Below are 19,282 nucleotides of genomic sequence, written 5' to 3'. Positions count from 1 at the left end.
CGGGGATGATAACTAAATAGGATCAGCTATTATTAAGCGACACATTTTAGGATACAAAATAAAAAACAGCGCTTCGAATTCTTTGTAGTGCTGCTTAATATCATAAATAGTCTCTTTTAATAACCATAGCTTTGGTCGTCGGGTGGCCATACCATTAAGCACTTTTCCAACAAATTCAAGATTTGCGTAATTTTCTAACCATTTGCCTTGCCACATTGACTGCATAAAATGCTGATAATGTTCAGGATAGAGATGAATAAAGGGCTGAATTTGTTGTCTGGTGTATTGGTCAAATTCAGACACTGATTGCCCCATGCCATAATCAGTCCAATGTTTAGATAAAAAATGATCCCATACAATATCAAGTGCAATCGGTGCGACACGTTGATGCGGTTTGATAAAGTGTGTTTTGGCTTGTTTCACTTCTGTTAAACCATCGACCATGCTATCAATTTTACGATGTAACATGATACCGTCGGCTATCGTTTGCGGATAAACAAGATAAGGATCCCCTTTAACAAAATCAGCCACACTATTGCCAATTAAGGAGCTATTAGCTAAAGTGGCAAGATGTAAATGAGCTAGAATGTTCATCTTAATTACACGTTACTATTCACGATGTTTAAACTCCCCTTCAGCAAAACCTTGTCGCCAATAACTAATAATATGAAATGCATCGGGGGGTAAATGAGGATAATTATCTTTAAGCGTATGTCGAATTTGCTGGGCTAAATCCCGCTCCATTCCACCCCAAATAAGTAAATTATCACTATGGACAATATTCGCTTTTTTTATTGTTTCAACAAGTTGATTTGGCTGATTAACATCTTGTATCAGCCAGTTAACATGAGTATTTAGACTATTCGGTAAAGCCATAATATCTGTTGGGTGATTGACTTCGATAAACGCTTGAACATTAACATTGTTAGGTAGGTGTTCAAGCGTATAACAAATGGCAGGTACAGCTGTTATATCACCAATCAACACCAAACTTTGCTGATTAAACATAAGTTTTGCCGCTGTGCCGACTAAACCTATCTGATCATTGACTTTAGCCTGCTGAGCCCAAACCGAAGCTAATCCCTCTTGATGAATGGCAAAATCAATCGTTAATTGCTGTGTCGTTTCATCATAGTGACGAATACTATAACTCCGAGCCAATTGACGAATCTTGTCATTTATCAGTATTTTATTATTGTCGTCTAATTGTGGAAAAATTATCGTTCCCGTTGAAGGATCAGCAAACAATAATTTTAAATGAGGACAAATCCATAAAGGATTAACCGTCAGCTGTTTATCACAACTAAAGTTAATTCGAATAAAACTATGCGATAACCTTTCAATTCTCAATACCGTTAAAAGTGCATTAACAATAGATGTTTGTTTTTTTCCTGTCATTATGGCTAACCTAATATTTCATTTTTAACTATCATACAACAAAACTTAAATTTTTAGGCTATCTTTTCAATTATTGCTCAGAAACACAGACAAACACACTCCACCCAATTAGGCAGAATGTGATAACAGATGATGACAGTTTAAATTAATAAGTCAGTGAACCAAACGCATTACGCCAATCTTGTTCAAATTTTACTATCGCTGCATCTACAGCTGGATCGGAGATAAATAGTTCAGCTACATCCACCGGTAAGGTAATAGATTCACATCCGGCTAACAGACAATCTAATGCTTGCCTAGGTGTGCGAAAACTTGCCGCCAATACCATGGTTTGAGGACAATGTAACGCTAACAGTTTTTGTAATTCTTGCACGGTATCTTTACTGTTGCCGCCTTGGGCATCAATTCGATTGACATAAGGCGCAATATATTTAGCCCCGGCTAGCGCACCTAATAATCCCTGCCCTGCGCCATAAACAGCAGTGCCTAAAGTAGGGATTCCTTGTTGTGTTAAAGCTCTAATCGCTTTCAGTCCTTCTGCATTAACAGGAATCTTAGTAACAATATTGGGTACGACTCTTCTGAGTTGTTCTGCCTCTTTTATCATGGATGATGCATCGCTTGAAAGTACCTGTGCAAACAGTAATTTATCGGCGCCTAATAAATCATGCAGTGTCGATAATAAGGTAAAGAGTGATTGACCGGATTTTGCCACAATGCTTGGATTGGTTGTGACGCCTTTAATCGGTAAAATGGGGGCTAGACGTTTAATGGCTTCAATATCGGCGGTATCTAAATATAACTCCATGGTTAACTCCTGCTGAATGTTCAAATCATTAATCACTGTATTGATACCATACTAGATAATATTAAACCGATAGCCTAGATGACAATCCTGCGATTTACTGGATATTTGTACGCTTAATAAGAAAATGTGAGTGAGATCACACTAAAAACATTTTAAGAATATCCTAATGATAAAATTAACGATTTACTTGATACTTTAAAATACTATTTGGCAGTATATAATCATGGTTACAATACATAACTCGATTTATCTACGATATTATTTTATGAAGATAGCGATATGGCGATAACGATCAATGAAGTGTTAGCAAAATGCCTTAATCATCAACAAACGAATCAGATATATTTTGCTAATTATGCTCAATCAGCACCACTACTTGCTGATCAAGTCAGTTTACCCAGAATAGAAATCATGATAGAGGGAAAACAATCCATACAATGGGCAGACTATCAAGGAAACATTATTGAAAAAACGTTATTTCCTAGCGATCTTTTATATATTACAGCACAAAGTTGGAGCAAGCCCGCTTATACAACCCCCTTCACCACATTAAGCATCCTGTATGATAAACAACAAATTAGCATAACTATCAACCAGTGGGACGGTCAAGCACTGACATCTTATGATCAAATTAATGTACCTAGGCGAGGAGCACGTATTGGGGCGTTTATCATTCAAGCGCTAACTGAACTAACTTGGCAGCATCAGCCTTGCGAGCGTGCTCCTACCGCTTATCATCTTATTCAAAGCTTATTAAGTCATACCTTCGACTTACTGAATGTTGATGTCAGAACCTCAACCAAAACAGCTAGCTTATTTGAGGCAATTCGGCAATATATTGATAGCCATTTTCGTGACGATATCACCCGAGATTTTCTCGCTAAAATGTTCTATATTTCACCCAATTATCTATCTCACCTATTCCAGCGAGAAGGTAAAATAGGTTTGAATGAATATCTTACCCATGTACGTCTGGAATATGCAAAAACTCGCCTTAGAGACTATGATTTAAATATCAAAGATATTGCCTTAGCATCAGGTTTCAAAGATAGTCACTATTTTTGTCGAATCTTCAGAAAAAAAACTGAACGTACCCCGACCGAATACCGTCGCCAATATCATAGTAAATTATTACCGATGACGGATAACAACAAAACTAGTTAACTAAATTAATGGTTGTGAAAAGTAATTTCATTTGATATAGTTTCAAATGAAATTATCTAAATAAGGTGATGTGATGGCAATCCCGATAGCAACCGTTGAAAAACTGATTGAAAAATTTAAAGCTCGTGGACTCTCTTCAAACTATGACGAGATTTTTTTAAGTCGCTTATTGCAATTTAGTACCGAAGCACTATTAGAAAATTTGAATCAAACCTACCGACATTATGAATTAGATGATAAATTATTTGCGGTTTTATTAGTGATTAACGCCTTTCACCCTGAAGGGGTAAAACCATCGCAAATCAGCGAATTAACCAATTTTACTCGCGTACAAATTACCCGTTTTGTTGATACACTGGTGGGAAATGACTTAGTCGCCCGCCAAGCTGATCCGCATGACCGCCGCTCACATTGTTTAATTTTAACCAAAAAAGGCATCAATTTTTTTCAACATGAACTACCACCCATGGAAAAAAAAGTGGTTCAAGCTTGGCAAGTTATTACTCAAGAAGAACGTCAACAGTTACGCACAATTTTAACTAAACTTTTAAAGCATCTTGCCGAGTAAACTAAATGAGAATATCCATGAAACAAAAAGGGCTTATCGCCCTGTTAATATTAATCATTATTGCAGTACTTTGGGTGATTTGGTTCATATATAAAAGTCCTTCATCGCTGATTTTATATGGTAATGTGGATATCCGAACGGTAAACAGTAGCTTTCGTGTATCAGGACGCTTAATACAATTAAATCACGAAGAAGGTGATTCGATTAAACAAGGTGATCTATTAGCTAAACTGGATGCAAAACCTTATCAAATCGCTTTAAATAAAGCGAAAGCAAATCTGATGGTAAAGCAGGCGCAACTTGATTTAATGATAACCGGATATCGTAAAGAAGAAGTTGCCCAAGCAGCAGCACAAGTTTTACAGTACCAAGCGAGTTATGATTATGCAGAGAATAACTATCAGCGCATGGTCAAATTGATGAAATCATCATCCATTTCTAAAGATCAACTTGAAAACAGTTTAACCTTACGTAATCAAGCTAACGCTAATTTACAAACAGCAAAGCAAAAACTTGATCAACTTACTAATGGTTACCGAAAAGAAGAAATTGAAGCTGCACAAGCCACTGTGCAAGCGGCTAAAGCTGAGTTAGACCAAGCGGAACTTAACTTATCGGATACCGAACTTTATGCACCAACCGACGGCACCATTTTAACTCGAGCAGTAGAATCTGGCACAATGTTAACCGCAGGAACCCCGATTTATGCTATATCTATAGATAGACCTGTCTGGGTACGTGCTTATATTGACGAGGTCAATTTACATCAAGCCATTCCGGGTAGAACTGTCTATGTTTATACCGATTCACAGCCAGATAAACCTTATATTGGACAGATTGGTTTTGTATCGCCTACGGCCGAATTTACACCTAAAACAGTCGAAACCCCTGTATTACGTACAGATTTAGTTTACCGCTTACGTATTCAAATACGTCAAACTGGTGACGGTCAAGCGAATGATATGTTGCGCCAAGGCATGCCGGTAACGATTAAATTTGCAGAATAATCGCTATGACTAAACAAAATCGCCAGCAAATCAAACTCACTCATGTGACCAAAGTGTTTAAGCAAAAAAATCAGCAAGTCACTGTCGCACTAAAACCTTTATCGACAACAATTTTTGCACAGGGTGTGACAGGATTGGTTGGCCCTGACGGTGCAGGGAAAACAACACTATTGCGTATGCTGGCAGGCTTGCTTTCGCCAAGTGCAGGTCAAATTAATGTTGCGCAATATAATCCGACTGAAGATCGGGATCAATTGCGCGCAATTTTAGGCTATATGCCTCAAAAGTTTGGTCTTTACGAGGATTTGACGGTTAGTGAAAACCTTAATTTATTTGCTGATCTGCGACATATCAAACAAGAAGAACGTCAACAAATTTTTGCCAAACTCCTAAAATTCACCGATTTAACTAAATTTACCCAACGTTTGGCGGGCAAGTTATCGGGGGGAATGAAGCAAAAACTGGGGTTAGCATGTACTTTGCTTGGCGATCCACAAATATTACTACTTGATGAGCCTGGTGTTGGCGTGGATCCTATTTCACGCCAAGAACTTTGGCACATGGTTCATCAACTAGCCAAAGAAGGGATGTTAATTATCTGGAGCACCTCTTATCTTGATGAAGCCGAGCAATGTGAAACAATTTTACTGATGAATCAAGGTGAATTACTCTTTCAAGGTCAACCCTCATGTTTAACTGAACGTGTCAAAGATCGAGTTTACCTGCTCACTTCGCCAATTTCACATCGTCGGTTATTACAAACGGCCTTAAAACTCCCTGAAGTCAGTGACGGCGTGATCGAAGGTGATCGTATTCGCTTAATACTCAAGCCGAATCACGCCATTGAACAAGTCATAGCAAAACTTGGGACAACTAACATCACTTATCAACCTACCTTAGGACGGTTTGAAGATGCGTTTATTGACCGATTAGGCGGAATAACTCAAAAAGAATCAATATTAACTAAAATTATGCCGCAGGTTGCCGGTCTGCCAAACGATATTGTCATAGAAGCAAAAGATCTTACCCGAACTTTTGGTCATTTTATTGCAACGGATCATGTTAATTTTGCCATAAAGCGTGGTGAAATATTTGGTTTATTAGGGCCCAATGGCGCAGGTAAATCGACAACATTTAAAATGATGTGTGGTTTATTACCGATTAGTGATGGGCAAGCGTTAGTATTGGGATTTGATCTAAAAAAAAGTGCAACTAAAGTACGTGAACGCATTGGCTATATGGCACAACGTTTTTCTTTATATGACAGATTAACTGTACGCCAAAATTTAAGCTTCTTTTCAGGCATCTACGGCTTAATGGGCAGTGAACAAACACTGCGCATGAATGAAATGATAACCGCATTTAATTTTGAGCCGATTTTAGACAAAACACCAGAATCACTCCCCTTAGGATTCAAACAGCGATTAGCTTTAGCCTGTGCGTTAATGCATAAACCCGATATTGTGTTTCTTGATGAACCGACATCTGGCGTCGATCCTATCACTCGTCGTGAGTTCTGGATCCATATCAACAGTTTAGTCGAAAAAGGGGTTACGGTCATGGTCACCACTCACTTTATGGACGAAGCCGAATATTGTGATCGCATTGCATTAATTAATGGTGGCAAGTTAATTGCTTTGGGTTCGCCTAACCAACTTAAACAATCGGTCGCAAGCAACGCCACCATGGAGCAAGCCTTTATTAAATTGGTGAACGACGCTAACTCAGGGGCAACAACATGATATTTTCACTCTCTCGAACATTAACACTGTGTAAAAAAGAGATGAAACAGATTATTCGTGACCCGAGCAGTTGGATTATGTCAATTATTATTCCATTAATATTACTCTTCTTATTTGGCTATGGTATTAGTTTAGATTCCAATAAAATCCGTGTTGGGGTATTAGTTGAACAAAACAGTCAACCTGCCCATGATTTTGTCCAAGTGTTAAATGGTTCCCCCTATATTGAACCCATATATCTGGATAATCGTTCAGCATTATCGGCAAAATTAAATGCTGGCGAAATTCGAGGTATGCTTATCATTCCAGTTAATTTTGCTCAACAAGTGCAAAATAGGCAAGCAGCCATTCAGTTAATTACCGACGGAAGTGAACCGAATACCGCTAATTTTGTACAAGGCTATTTAACCGGTGTGTGGCAAATCTGGTTACAGCAGCGCAGTCAACAGCAATTAATGAATAGTCAACCAATGATTGACATGACTTCACACGTTTGGTTTAACTCCGCAGCAATCAGCAAAAATTTTATTTTGCCCGGTGCAATAACCATTATTATGACGATAATTGGCTCGATATTGACGTCGTTAGTCGTTGCTCGAGAATGGGAACGTGGCACAATGGAAGCATTGCTCTCTACCCCGATGACCAAGTTGGAGTTCTTATTATCTAAATTGATTCCTTATTACTTAATCGGTTTAATAGCCTTAATTATCTGTTTTATTGTCACTGTAGGCATTATGCATGTCCCTTTTCGTGGATCTTTTACGCTATTATTACTACTCAGCAGTCTATTTTTATTGGTGATTTTGCAACTTGGTTTATTAATATCCACCCTTACGCGGAATCAATTTAATGCCGCAATGATAGCGTTAAACGCGGCCTATTTACCTGCGGTTATGCTGTCAGGTTTTGTATTTGAAATCAATAGTATGCCCGCTATCATTCAACTAGTTACCTATATCATTCCTGCACGTTACTACGTCAATATTCTACAAACTCTCTTTTTAGCGGGCGATATTTTTTCAGTCATGCTAATTAATGCAGGCTTTTTACTTATGTGTTTATTGCTGTTATTTGTGGTGATTTTCAAAAAAACTCGAATGCAATTAGATTAAGGTAAAGGAATAATACTATGTTAAAATTTTTCAACACTATCGCCTTTTACCGCACATTAACTCTAATTAAAAAGGAGTTAGCCCTACTTTGGCAAGACAAACAGACACGCATTATCTTAATCGTGCCAGTATTGCTACAAATTTTTATTTTCCCCTTTGCTGCAACCTTGAATGTCAATAATGCGACCATTGCCGTTTATCGCCCCACGATTGATGAACCAACAACGGAGTTAATCCATCGTATAGCCCATGCCAGCAGTTTTTCAAACGTATTGATATTAGATTCACAGCAAGCCATTACTGACACGATTAATCATCAAAAAGCCTTGGTGGTTGTACAATTTCCTGCTGACTTCTCTCGCAAGTTACTGAATGGACAATCGCCACAAATCCAAATAATTTTAGACGGTCGTAAATCGAATAGTGCCCAAATTGCCGCTAACTATATTCAACAAATTATTATGCAATATCAGCAACAAAATATGAATCAAGATAAGGGCGGATTAATCGTTCGTCACCGTTATAACAGTAATTTAGACTATAAACATTTTATCTTACCTTCGCTGGTTGCACTTATTACCACCATTGGCGTTATGATCGTAACCTCGTTATCAGTAGCGAGAGAACGTGAACAAGGCACGCTTGACCAACTACGTATTTCACCTTTAATGACATGGCAAATTTTTGTTGGTAAAGCGATACCGGCAATCATTGTGGCAACATTACAAGGAACAATCGTACTTATTGCCAGTATTTTTATATATCAAATACCGTTTCAAGGATCGTTTATTTGGTACTATCTCTGTATGATGAGTTACGGACTCTCTTTAGTGGGATTTGGATTATTTATATCAGCACTTTGCTCAACTCAACAACAGACCTTTATCGGTATTATTACCTTTATGGTGCCGGCTATTTTACTATCTGGTTTTATTGCGCCAATCGAAAACATGCCACTCTGCTTACAGTATTTAACTGAAATCAATCCAGTGCGTCACTTTATCGAATTGACTAAACAGATTTATTTAAAAAACGTCAATTTTTCAATCATCTGGCAAAGTCTATGGAAGCTCTATGCAATCACCATACTATTAGGAGGTATGGCTTATTATTTATTTAAAAAATATATGTGAATTTAAAGAGAGCCTCACCTAACCTTATATGTTTAAATCAAATTCTGTTAACTGTTTTAGGATTACAATCCAATCATGACAATTCCTATTTAATAAACTTTCAGTAAGAGAATTGAACAACCACAATCGGCAAGTATCCACCAAACCCAAAGCAAATAAACACTTACAATACTTGGCAATGGGACTTTGACAATTATCACTTGTAAAACCGTCACACAACAATGTTCAATTTTTTGGAGGGATGAGAGAATCAAGAGAAGATTATATTATCCCCTCTTGATTTGAGCGTGTTCAATATCAGCAAAATCACTTATTCAAAAAGTCTGTTCGACGTCCCGATGTTTATCGTCGTTAATCTAGTTTAGGATGCTGATCGACTAAATCTTGACGCTGTTCTTGCAGATTCTCGATTTGTTCATCAATATCTTCAACTTTTTGTTCAATTGAATCAAAATGATCCGATAAAATTTCTTTTGCTTCTCGACGATTTGAAGCGGCGGGTGTGGCGCCTCTTAATGGTTGATTTGCGGTTTCTCGCATTTTTAAACCAGTGACTAATCCAACAATTGCTACAACCATCAAATAGTATGCAGGCATATATAAGTTATTGGTTTCTTCGACAAGCCAAGCTGCCACTGTTGGGGTTGCCCCGGCAATTAATACCGAGATATTAAAAGCGATAGCTAGCGCACTAAACCGGATATTGGTAGGAAAAATAGCGGGTAAAATAGATGCCATCACACCTGTAAAGCAATTAAGTAGTACAGCAAGTATTAGTAATCCCAAAAAGATTAAACCAATATTATCACTATTAATCATCATAAAGGCCGGATAAGCAAGAATAAGTAACCCCACACTACCGCCAATAATAAAGGGTTTTCGCCCAATTTTATCGCTTATTAAGCCAATCATAGGTTGAACAAATAGCATACCAATCATTATCGCAATAATCAGTAATACACCATGATCGGAATGATAATTTAAATCGTGCGATAAATAACTTGGCATATACGTCAGCAACATATAATAGGTAACATTGGTCACGATCACTAAGCCCACGCAGACCATAAAACTCTTCCAATATTGGGTTAAAATCTGTTTTAACGTAATTTTAGTTGGTTTTTCAGACCGTTGTTCATTAGACTCAGATTGTTGCTGAAAAGTGGGCGTTTCATCAAGCGCATGACGCAAATACAGACCAATTACCCCTAAAGGTAACACAAAAAAGAACGGGATACGCCACCCCCAATCTCGAAATTTGGCATCACCTAATAAAGTAGATAAAATGACAACCAACCCTGCACCAATTAAAAAGCCTGCAATTGACCCAAAATCCAGCCAACTCCCCATAAATCCTCGTTTACGATCAGGCGAATATTCAGCCACAAAGGTTGCCGCTCCAGAATATTCACCACCAATTGAAAATCCTTGTGCTAATTTCGCCAGTAACAATAGGATTGGTGCGGTAATCCCAATAGTTGCATAAGAAGGAATTAAGCCAATACAAAAGGTACTTAACGACATAATCACTATTGTCATAGACAGCACCTTTTGCCGTCCTAATTTGTCACCTAATAAACCAAACACCACTCCGCCCAATGGACGCACTAAAAAAGGGACTGAAAAAGTGGCTAACGCAGCGACAACTTGAACACTGGGCGATGCATTTGAAAAGAACACCTGCCCTAATATATAGGCTAAAAAACCATAAACACCAAAATCAAACCACTCCATCGCATTACCGAGTGCAGCAGCCGTAATGGCTTTTTTAAGCTTACTATCATCAATAATGGTAATATCATTAATATTCAAAGGTTTTGTAATTGACTTTTTTGCCTTCTTCATAAAAAACCGCCTATTTTCATGCAAATTATGGAATAAGTTGAATACAATTTTGATAAAGACTTGCTATAGTGCTTTAGTGACAACAAATGGTTTATTGATTACTTAAATTTTGAAGATATACAAGGAACAGAAAAAGAATTAAACGATTTATCGTTATTACTATCAATCAATTAAGTTTGATAATTACGTTTAGTTTGACAAAAAATAGGCTTTAATTATAGCAACATAAGATCAGGTTGTAAAATTACAACCAATCTGATAGTTGAAAGTTTCACGTCAATATATTCGACACAATTCTGGTTAAATTTTTTTAAAATAGCTGTTCTACCCTTCTCTAAATCGTTCACCTGTAACAAATTTAACTTTACCTAGTATCCCATGAAATAATCCTTTAAAATGACGTTACTAAAACTGATGAGGTAATTCCTATGCGCTGGAGAGACCAAAGAGAGAGTGATAATATTGAAGATCGCCGCTCACAATCAGGAAGTGAACTAGGAACGCGAATTCCTATTGGTGGTAAAGGCAGAGTTGTTCTATTCATTGTTGTTTTAATCGCCGGCTATTATGGCGTTGATTTAACCGGTTTACTCAATTCAGATGTTATTGATCTTAATAGCACTCCACAAAACAGCGCTGAGTATGCGATTGATGATCCGCAAGCAGCGAAATTTACGTCGGTCATTTTAGCCAGCACCGAAGATTATTGGAGCCAGGAATTTAAACGCCTCGGCAAAACCTATATCCCACCCAAATTAGTTCTTTATACAGGTTCAACGCAAACCTCTTGCGGTACCGGTCAAACCTTTATGGGGCCGTTTTATTGCAGTATTGATAAAACGGTTTATCTGGACACTTCTTTCTATCAAGAGATGAAACAGCGACTAGGCGGTGGCGGTGATTTTGCGCAAGGTTATGTCATTGCCCATGAAATCGGTCACCATGTGCAAAATCTACTCGGCACATTTAATCAACTAAAACAATTTAAACAATATTCCGATGTTAGCGATAATCAATTATCAGTAAGATTAGAATTGCAAGCCGATTGCTATGCAGGGTTATGGGGAAATGCAGTTCAAAAACAGAACTTACTTGAAGTTGGTGATATCGAGCAAGCACTGAACACAACCGAAGCCATTGGTGATGATCGCCTACAACGACAACGTGATGGATATGTAGTACCCGATAGTTTTACACATGGCACGTCGAAACAACGTTACGCTTGGTTTAAAAAAGGGTTTGATAGTGGTTCAATTGAACAATGTGACACTTTTACTGAGTAACGAACAACATAAGGAAACAAAATGGATGTCAAATTAGTGAATCGTATTTTATTAGTGAATGATGACGGCATCGATGCCCAAGGTATCAAAATATTAAAAAATGTGGCGGAAAAACTGGCTCATGAAGTTTGGGTAGTAGCGCCAATTATAGATCAAAGTGGCGTGTCTTGTTCCGTCAGTTTAAAAGCCCCATTCAGAGTCTCTAAACGTTCTCATACCGAATACGCCGTTTATGGTACGCCAGCAGATTGCATGTTATTTGCATTGAAACATCTAATGACAGACCAATTACCTGATTTAGTCTTATCCGGTATTAATAATGGGTCTAATGTTGGCTTTGAAACGATTTTATCGGGTACCGTTGGGGCGGCAATGATGGCGATGACCCTTGGCGTACCGGCAATGGCATTAAGCCAAGTGAGCAGTGAAGATAATCAACCGACAAATTGGCATTGTGCCATTCACCATGCTGAAAACGTCATCCGAAAATTGCATGGGTTATCAATGCCTAAAAACATCTGTTTTAATGTCAATTTTCCAGATTGTAATGCTGATCAAATAAAAGGATATAAACTCACCAAACAAGGGGAACCGGATGTAAGCGAACTGATACTCACCCCAACTAAAGACCCAGAAGGACATGACTATTTTTGGTTCAGAGCTAAACGAAATCAAACCGCTTGCCATGAAGACAAAGAACTGGATATAGCAAACAGTGGCTACGTTGCAATCACGCCTATGAGTTATGAAAGAACACATTATCCTAGTCTTAACACATTGCAAAATGCGTTAAATTTTGACTAATACTTAATGCGTACGTCTTTCTTATATCGAAAGACGTACAAAAGCTATTAATGGTTTGATTTTGATTCGTTAACAAAAGCACAAAACAGGAAAGAAACCGTCACCATAATTAAAGCGATCCAATATATCATTTCATGTCCAAATGCTTTAGAGACGAAACCTTGAATCAGACCGGCAATGATAACGCTACACGTTATACCATTATTAAAAAGCGTTGAAGCAACGCCCATTCGGGTAGGGAGAAGATCTTGGAAATAGATAATTCCAATATTCGCCACAATACCGATGAAAAGTGCATTAAAAATTTGCAATGAAAATAGTGCTACTTCATTTTTGAACAGGATGATGCCAATATAAAACAGAACACCACAGCCAATTGCAATAAAAAATAGATTACGTTTTCCTAAATAAGGTACTAAAAAACCGGCAATTAGCATAACCGGAATTTCGATTCCTGCAGCAAGCCCCATTAACTGACCCGGCAAGGAATCCGACAGATGTAAACTCGATTTTATATATAATGGCATATCGATGATATACATCATATTCGCTGTCCACATAAATACGGTTGATAAAAATAAAAAAACCACATTTTTATTTTGGAATAACGGTTGATTTATCTCCTGCTGATTCATAGCTTGAGTTTGCTGTGTAGCCGGATTTTTTTCGACTGAAGGCAAAAAAATAGCAATAAAGATCATCGCAACAAAAAACATCCCCATTGCACTTAGATACATGGTAGTAAAACCATACTCAATCGCTAGAATAAATGACAAAGGTGGACCAATAACCCAAGCCAAGGAAAGTTGAGCTCGAATAAGTGAGTTAAATGCCACAACATTACGACCCGTTTTAACCGCATACTCACGTGCTAACGCAAAAATTTGTGGCATTGCCGCTGAGGATAATGCCGCAAATAACACGCCCAACGTAATCAAAAAGACATAGTGCCGAGAAAAGGCAAAAACCAGACTATTGAAAACACCCATTAAACAACAGAATATGACAATGAGTCGTCTGTCCCCTTTTTTATCCGAATATTTCGCCAACAAGAAACTCCCCAAAATACTGGCAATCGCATTGACCGAATAAAAAAGACCGACAAGAATGGGATCAACATTGACTTCATCAGTTAAAAAACGACTTAATGTCGGAGATTGTAAAGCGCCTGCGATCCCGATAATGAAAGTAGTAACAAGAAAAGCAGTAAAAATTACCCCTTTTAAATGTCGAAAAGATGAAGTACTCGGCATAGTGATTTCCTGTATATAGAATGAAATAATTATATACTGAAAATAAGCATAACAAAAAACATGTTAAGCATTCGGGTTTAATCCCGCATGACTTGTTTTCAATCCTTTTTAATTAATACAAACCAAACCTTGACAAATATCATTAAAAAAATGATTTATTTTTAATGATACAAGCGTACAATAAAAATCATCAACTAGCCGAGGTAACGTTATGTTATATAATAACAAATCCACTCATCAGCACGCTGATCATCACTGCCATGATAGCTGCCAAAACATCACACATAATCATGCACATAATTCACTTCATGCCCGTAATATTAATAAAAACCATCAATCCAATCTGGGACGTGAAAATCATGATCATATTCAAACGCAAACCAATGATCTTGATCCTCCACCCGATGAACCTGACCAGCAAAGCCCAACTGTCAAATTAACATGGAAAATTCAAGGCATGGATTGTGCGCATTGTGCCCAAAAAATTGAAAATGGAATCAAAACGTTACCCGATATCAATCAAATAAAAATGACGTTTTCAACTGGAAAACTCATGGTATTTGTGCCCAACAAAAATAAAGAAATTATCAAACTCATTGAAGATAAAGTGGTTGAATTAGGTTATACCCCTATTTTTGAATCCTCGCCACATCATCATCATGAGCATTCACACAGTTTGGATAAAAAAGCGCTACTACCTTTAGTGACGCTGGGTATCTTAATTGTAATAAGTTATATCATCCTGTTAATCAATCATGATATAGGTAAATATGCCTTCATTGTTACGGCTATAATTGGCATCATTCCAATAGCCAAAGAAGCCATCACATTAACCCGTAGTGGCACTCCTTTTGCCATTGAAACGCTAATGAGTATTTCAGCAATTGGTGCGCTATTTATCGGTGCCGCAGAAGAAGCCACCATGGTGATTTTTTTGTTTATGATTGGCGAAATGCTTGAAGGGATTGCTAGCAATAAAGCTAAAAAAGGGATTTCCTCACTGGTTGAATTAATGCCAGAAGAAACCGTGATTGTTGTTGACGGAAATCGAAAAACGGTGGCAAGTCATAGTCTTAAACCAGACGATATTATCGAAATATCATCAGGCGGTCGATTACCGGCAGATGTGATCTTAATCAGTGAGCAAGCCAGCATTGATGAAAGCGCACTAACAGGGGAATCGATTCCAGTCAACTATTTATATGGTGATAAAATTTTAGCTGGCTCACTAGTGGTAGATAACACCATTCAATTAAAAGTTGTCTCAGAAACAGGACAAAACGCTGTTGACCGTATTTTACAACTTATTGAAGATGCTGAAGAACGCAAAGCACCGATAGAGCGATTTATTGATAAATTTAGTCGCTATTATACCCCTGCTATTGCCCTATTATCGCTATTAGTAATGGTTATTCCGCCTCTATTGATTCAGACTGATTGGTACACATGGATTTATCGTGGATTAACGTTACTACTAATAGGTTGTCCATGTGCGTTAGTGATTTCAACACCGGCTGTTATTACTTCTGCGTTATCGAGTGCGGCTAAATATGGTGTTTTAATTAAAGGCGGTGCAGCCCTAGAACATATAGGTTCAATCAAAATGATTGCTTTTGATAAAACCGGAACCCTGACCGAAGGCAAACCTCAAGTTACCGATGTTATCAATCGTGATATCACAACCGAACACTTGTTAACTGTTGTTGCTGCGGTGGAAAGTGGATCACATCATCCGTTAGCCAAAGCTATCCTTGACTATGCTAAACAAAATAAGATTGTTTTTACTGAAGCCAATAATCGTAAAGCGATTGCTGGGGTCGGTATTCAAGGAGATATCAATCAAGAGACTTTTTACGTTGTAGCCCCGAATAGACTCGACACCCTATCAACCCAATTACCCCAAGAAGATGCACAGCTTATACAACAGCTTGAAACTAAAGGAAAAACGGTTGTCGTTGTAGTATCTCATCAAAAATTATTGGGTATCATTGCTTTGCAAGATGTACTTCGCCAAGATGCGGTCAGTGCACTCAATCAACTTCATCAATTAGGCTTAAAAACCTTGATGTTAACAGGCGATAATGAACGAGCTGCCAAAGCTATTGCCCAACAACTCAATATTGATTACCAAGCGGAACTTTTACCGGCCGATAAATTAAATGAAATTGAAAAAATAAGCACCACAACCGCTATTGCCATGGTTGGCGATGGTATTAATGACTCCCCTGCCATGAAAGCCGCTACTGTAGGTATTGCAATGGGTAGCGGAACAGATGTCGCACTCGAAACAGCCGATGCGGCTTTAACCAAAAATAGTTTATTAAGTTTACCAAAATTGATACGTTTAACACGCTTTGCTAACCGTAATATCAAACAGAATATTACAATTGCTTTAGGCATTAAGTTGATATTTTTAATTACCAGCCTATTTGGTATTACAGGACTTTGGCTTGCTGTATTAGCAGATTCGGGGACAACAGCGATTGTCACAGCCAATGCTTTAAGATTGCTTAAACTTAAAAAATAAGGATTCTAAATATCAAGTTGCAGAAACACCGTTGTTAAAAAATGAGTTTTTAGACTTTTTAAAAACGGTATGGCATCTATCAACACCCACCAAGTAGGGATTTTACAAAATGCCTGCTTGGCGCTATTAAGAATAAAGGAAACCTTACCTATTATCCATTTTTGTTCGCATGCGAACAGTTTATCCCTATGTGTATAGGGAACACCGTTTTAATTAATAAAATGTTAGGCATTTGCGCGGATTATCCCTATGTGTATAGGGAACACGCATACATGCGTTTCAGCAAATCAGAATCGCCCGGTTTATCCCTATGTGTATAGGGAACATAGCCAGCCGGGATTATCAATGAAGTTGAAAAACGGTTTATCCCTATGTGTATAGGGAACACTTCGATTAGAGGAGGTCATGGCGTCGCAAGCCCGGTTTATCCCTATGTGTATAGGGAACACTTGATGCATGATCGCCTGACGTAAACGCGTCTCGGTTTATCCCTATGTGTATAGGGAACACGTATAATGTTTTTTGACTAACTCATCCAACTCTGGTTTATCCCTATGTGTATAGGGAACACGTTATTTCATCACACAATGGTAAATCCAATCCCGGTTTATCCCTATGTGTATAGGGAACACTTGATATTGTGAGAGCCCGATGTTTTGCAGGGCGGTTTATCCCTATGTGTATAGGGAACACTAATTTGTCCCCGAACGTCCCGACGTCCAAATCGGTTTATCCCTATGTGTATAGGGAACACCGGCGCAAAAACCCGCGCTTTGAGTTCCTGACACGGTTTATCCCTATGTGTATAGGGAACACATGAATCCCGTTCACGATCTAACCGCAAAAACCGGTTTATCCCTATGTGTATAGGGAACACAGGTGCAACGCAATCGTAAACTGCGCGCTGAACGGTTTATCCCTATGTGTATAGGGAACACACAAATGCCATATTTTGACCTGTAATAATAGCCGGTTTATCCCTATGTGTATAGGGAACACAATATTCATCTACAAACTCCTGTATAAATTTACGGTTTATCCCTATGTGTATAGGGAACACTTTAGACCATGTTTTAAAATCAACATTTGAGCCGGTTTATCCCTATGTGTATAGGGAACACCGGCGCCGAGCTTTATTTCAGATTTTAAATCGCGGTTTATCCCTATGTGTATAGGGAACACTCTAATTATAACCTATTGTTTATTAATTAAAATAGGGAGGTGTAAAATTCCACCGATTTTTTGTTGTTTTTTTAGGCGATTTAGTTTAATACACATTAGGAATTTAATTTCATAATTATCATATACTTACTTGCAATCATGGAGTTTTTTTAGCGGAAACTCTTTTGCATTTTTTACTGCGCACCGAGCAATTCTTGAGAACAAGATAACATGTTACTTTTTGGTAGATGATTTTAACGAACGACTTTATATTGATCTTACCTTTAGCTTCTTATTTAATTCGGCTTTATGCCGAATGTTATAACCATTAATTCGCAGACTGACGTTATAACAATAGTTAGAAGTTTTATAACAGAAGAAATAATTAGGAGTTTGAACAAAGCGTTAATTTTTAGATCTTTGAAAATGATGGCTATCCCTATTCATTTAAGGAACACGATAATTTTAAAGATAGCCCTATTTGAGGGGAACGATTTATCCCTATGTGCATAGGGAACACGCACATCTAAGAATTTCGGCGTTTAATTCTATTCGGTTTATCCCTGTGTATACAGGGAACACTTTCCTCAGCAAAAAATATATTTATTGATCGCCGGTTTATCCCTGTGTATACAGGGAACACTTTGTGTGCTTAAAACTTTCTTGTAACTTAAAACGGTTTATCCCTGTGTATACAGGGAACACCATTTATCCATATATCAACGATTCTGTTACCTCGGTTTATCCCTGTGTATACAGGGAACACTTTGATTCTCGTATTTTTCCGTGGTGACAATCCGGTTTATCCCTGTGTATACAGGGAACACCCTAATTATAACCTATTGTTTATTAATTAAAATAGCAAAGTGTAAAATTCCACCAACTTTTTTGTCGTTTTTTTAGGCGATCTGCTTTGTTAGCTATCTAAAATAAAATTGAATATTTATCATATAGTTAGTTACTTTCCAAATGCTATTTTAGGCATTTTATCTTTTTACAACTTTCTTGCGCACCAGCCTATTTTTGCCTACAGCCTGACTTGTCTTGTTTCGTTAATTGGTCATGACTAATTGCCATGTATCATCTTCCTTTTTTGCCCTCGCCTTATTTTTACCTAACTAATGGGCTATTCCATTAATTCACTTAGCAAATCTAAGCGATAAATAATCAGTTAGTGTTTAAAAGTATGTTCAATAATTTTATGGATGAAGAGGTTGTTCTTTAGCAACTAAATGCACGGGCGCTATATTTTCAATCGTTTAAAAATTAACAATTGATGATTAAACCGAACATAAAGAAATTATACCTAGATTAAAAGAGCCAGAAATAAATTCATTATTCTGACTTTTATCGGTTATTGCTTATGAAATACCATTTGACTAATGATTTATAATTAGAATTTGTTTGTTGAGATTAAAAAAATAACAGGTAATTATTTCTAATAAATTGCGTATTTGTTTCCAAAAAAAGAAAA

General features: G+C 37.5%; 14 protein-coding genes and 2 CRISPR repeat arrays. Of the genes, 9 read left to right on the top strand and 5 right to left on the bottom strand.

Annotated features, from left to right (window positions below; translation table 11 throughout):
- Nucleotides 1-12: 12 nt before the first annotated feature.
- From ACGH47_RS08850 to fsa, 3 genes are all read right to left on the bottom strand, one after another.
- Complete coding sequence (locus ACGH47_RS08850; RefSeq protein WP_267352208.1) at nucleotides 13-594, bottom strand: ACP phosphodiesterase; 582 nt, start codon at nucleotides 592-594, stop codon at nucleotides 13-15.
- A 15-nt stretch (nucleotides 595-609) separates the two neighbouring features.
- Complete coding sequence (locus tag ACGH47_RS08845; protein ID WP_411623245.1) at nucleotides 610-1,398, bottom strand: siderophore-interacting protein; 789 nt, start codon at nucleotides 1,396-1,398, stop codon at nucleotides 610-612.
- A gap of 145 nt (nucleotides 1,399-1,543) precedes the next feature.
- Complete coding sequence (fsa, locus tag ACGH47_RS08840) at nucleotides 1,544-2,206, bottom strand: fructose-6-phosphate aldolase (RefSeq protein WP_294827079.1); 663 nt, start codon at nucleotides 2,204-2,206, stop codon at nucleotides 1,544-1,546.
- 279 nt (nucleotides 2,207-2,485) lie between these two features.
- On the opposite strand from fsa, the gene ACGH47_RS08835 reads away from it, so the two are divergent.
- The 6 genes from ACGH47_RS08835 to ACGH47_RS08810 all read left to right on the top strand — a co-directional run bounded on the left by ACGH47_RS08835 (nucleotide 2,486) and on the right by ACGH47_RS08810 (nucleotide 8,935).
- Entirely contained in the window at nucleotides 2,486-3,370 is an 885-nt protein-coding gene (locus tag ACGH47_RS08835) for a helix-turn-helix transcriptional regulator (protein ID WP_411623244.1), read from the top strand.
- Between the two features lie 73 nt (nucleotides 3,371-3,443).
- Nucleotides 3,444-3,938, top strand: a complete 495-nt coding sequence (locus ACGH47_RS08830) for a MarR family winged helix-turn-helix transcriptional regulator (RefSeq protein ID WP_411623243.1) — start codon at nucleotides 3,444-3,446, stop codon at nucleotides 3,936-3,938.
- 17 nt (nucleotides 3,939-3,955) lie between these two features.
- Nucleotides 3,956-4,945: a secretion protein HlyD gene (gene hlyD / locus ACGH47_RS08825; protein WP_411623242.1), complete on the top strand. Its 990-nt coding sequence runs from the start codon at nucleotides 3,956-3,958 to the stop codon at nucleotides 4,943-4,945.
- Between the two features lie 5 nt (nucleotides 4,946-4,950).
- Nucleotides 4,951-6,687: an ATP-binding cassette domain-containing protein gene (locus ACGH47_RS08820; protein WP_411623241.1), complete on the top strand. Its 1,737-nt coding sequence runs from the start codon at nucleotides 4,951-4,953 to the stop codon at nucleotides 6,685-6,687.
- Nucleotides 6,684-7,802 carry an ABC transporter permease gene (locus ACGH47_RS08815; RefSeq protein ID WP_267352215.1) on the top strand — a complete coding sequence of 373 codons (1,119 nt, stop codon included), beginning with the start codon at nucleotides 6,684-6,686 and terminating at the stop codon, nucleotides 7,800-7,802. The genes ACGH47_RS08820 and ACGH47_RS08815 overlap by 4 nt, the downstream gene beginning before the upstream one ends.
- Before the next feature lie 17 nt (nucleotides 7,803-7,819).
- Entirely contained in the window at nucleotides 7,820-8,935 is a 1,116-nt protein-coding gene (locus ACGH47_RS08810) for an ABC transporter permease (protein WP_411623240.1), read from the top strand.
- A 351-nt stretch (nucleotides 8,936-9,286) separates the two neighbouring features.
- Here the strand turns inward: ACGH47_RS08810 and proP are convergent, their stop codons facing one another.
- The gene (gene proP, locus ACGH47_RS08805; RefSeq protein ID WP_411623239.1) at nucleotides 9,287-10,780 is read right to left on the bottom strand and encodes a glycine betaine/L-proline transporter ProP; all 1,494 of its coding nucleotides are present in this window, start codon (nucleotides 10,778-10,780) and stop codon (nucleotides 9,287-9,289) included.
- Between the two features lie 428 nt (nucleotides 10,781-11,208).
- Here proP and ACGH47_RS08800 point away from each other — a divergent pair, with 428 nt between their 5' ends.
- Together ACGH47_RS08800 and surE are read left to right on the top strand one after the other, a co-directional pair.
- Nucleotides 11,209-12,063 carry a neutral zinc metallopeptidase gene (locus ACGH47_RS08800; RefSeq protein ID WP_267352218.1) on the top strand — a complete coding sequence of 285 codons (855 nt, stop codon included), beginning with the start codon at nucleotides 11,209-11,211 and terminating at the stop codon, nucleotides 12,061-12,063.
- A 21-nt stretch (nucleotides 12,064-12,084) separates the two neighbouring features.
- Nucleotides 12,085-12,867 carry a 5'/3'-nucleotidase SurE gene (gene surE / locus ACGH47_RS08795; protein WP_220215340.1) on the top strand — a complete coding sequence of 261 codons (783 nt, stop codon included), beginning with the start codon at nucleotides 12,085-12,087 and terminating at the stop codon, nucleotides 12,865-12,867.
- 47 nt (nucleotides 12,868-12,914) lie between these two features.
- On the opposite strand, the gene ACGH47_RS08790 is transcribed toward surE, so the two are convergent.
- Nucleotides 12,915-14,120: an MFS transporter gene (locus ACGH47_RS08790; RefSeq protein ID WP_411623238.1), complete on the bottom strand. Its 1,206-nt coding sequence runs from the start codon at nucleotides 14,118-14,120 to the stop codon at nucleotides 12,915-12,917.
- Between the two features lie 211 nt (nucleotides 14,121-14,331).
- Here ACGH47_RS08790 and ACGH47_RS08785 point away from each other — a divergent pair, with 211 nt between their 5' ends.
- Nucleotides 14,332-16,647 carry a zinc/cadmium/mercury/lead-transporting ATPase gene (locus ACGH47_RS08785; RefSeq protein ID WP_411623237.1) on the top strand — a complete coding sequence of 772 codons (2,316 nt, stop codon included), beginning with the start codon at nucleotides 14,332-14,334 and terminating at the stop codon, nucleotides 16,645-16,647.
- A gap of 176 nt (nucleotides 16,648-16,823) precedes the next feature.
- Nucleotides 16,824-17,829: a CRISPR direct-repeat array (repeat unit 29 nt; unit sequence CGGTTTATCCCTATGTGTATAGGGAACAC).
- Between the two features lie 469 nt (nucleotides 17,830-18,298).
- Nucleotides 18,299-18,635: direct repeats of the CRISPR family, unit length 29 nt.
- Nucleotides 18,636-19,282 lie beyond the last annotated feature (647 nt).

This window comes from Gilliamella sp. CG16 (assembly GCF_046635785.1).
Classification (GTDB): domain Bacteria; phylum Pseudomonadota; class Gammaproteobacteria; order Enterobacterales; family Orbaceae; genus Gilliamella; species Gilliamella apicola_I.
This window is presented reverse-complemented; position numbering and strand designations above follow the sequence as displayed.

Bases quoted from the DNA above. Each gene is read 5' to 3' on its own strand.
- ACGH47_RS08850 (WP_267352208.1), bottom strand. From the start codon at position 594: ATGAACATTCTAGCTCATTTACATCTTGCCACTTTAGCTAATAGCTCC.
- ACGH47_RS08845 (WP_411623245.1), bottom strand. From the start codon at position 1,398: ATGACAGGAAAAAAACAAACATCTATTGTTAATGCACTTTTAACGGTA.
- fsa (WP_294827079.1), bottom strand. From the start codon at position 2,206: ATGGAGTTATATTTAGATACCGCCGATATTGAAGCCATTAAACGTCTA.
- ACGH47_RS08835 (WP_411623244.1), top strand. From the start codon at position 2,486: ATGGCGATAACGATCAATGAAGTGTTAGCAAAATGCCTTAATCATCAA.
- ACGH47_RS08830 (WP_411623243.1), top strand. From the start codon at position 3,444: ATGGCAATCCCGATAGCAACCGTTGAAAAACTGATTGAAAAATTTAAA.
- hlyD (WP_411623242.1), top strand. From the start codon at position 3,956: ATGAAACAAAAAGGGCTTATCGCCCTGTTAATATTAATCATTATTGCA.
- ACGH47_RS08820 (WP_411623241.1), top strand. From the start codon at position 4,951: ATGACTAAACAAAATCGCCAGCAAATCAAACTCACTCATGTGACCAAA.
- ACGH47_RS08815 (WP_267352215.1), top strand. From the start codon at position 6,684: ATGATATTTTCACTCTCTCGAACATTAACACTGTGTAAAAAAGAGATG.
- ACGH47_RS08810 (WP_411623240.1), top strand. From the start codon at position 7,820: ATGTTAAAATTTTTCAACACTATCGCCTTTTACCGCACATTAACTCTA.
- proP (WP_411623239.1), bottom strand. From the start codon at position 10,780: ATGAAGAAGGCAAAAAAGTCAATTACAAAACCTTTGAATATTAATGAT.
- ACGH47_RS08800 (WP_267352218.1), top strand. From the start codon at position 11,209: ATGCGCTGGAGAGACCAAAGAGAGAGTGATAATATTGAAGATCGCCGC.
- surE (WP_220215340.1), top strand. From the start codon at position 12,085: ATGGATGTCAAATTAGTGAATCGTATTTTATTAGTGAATGATGACGGC.
- ACGH47_RS08790 (WP_411623238.1), bottom strand. From the start codon at position 14,120: ATGCCGAGTACTTCATCTTTTCGACATTTAAAAGGGGTAATTTTTACT.
- ACGH47_RS08785 (WP_411623237.1), top strand. From the start codon at position 14,332: ATGTTATATAATAACAAATCCACTCATCAGCACGCTGATCATCACTGC.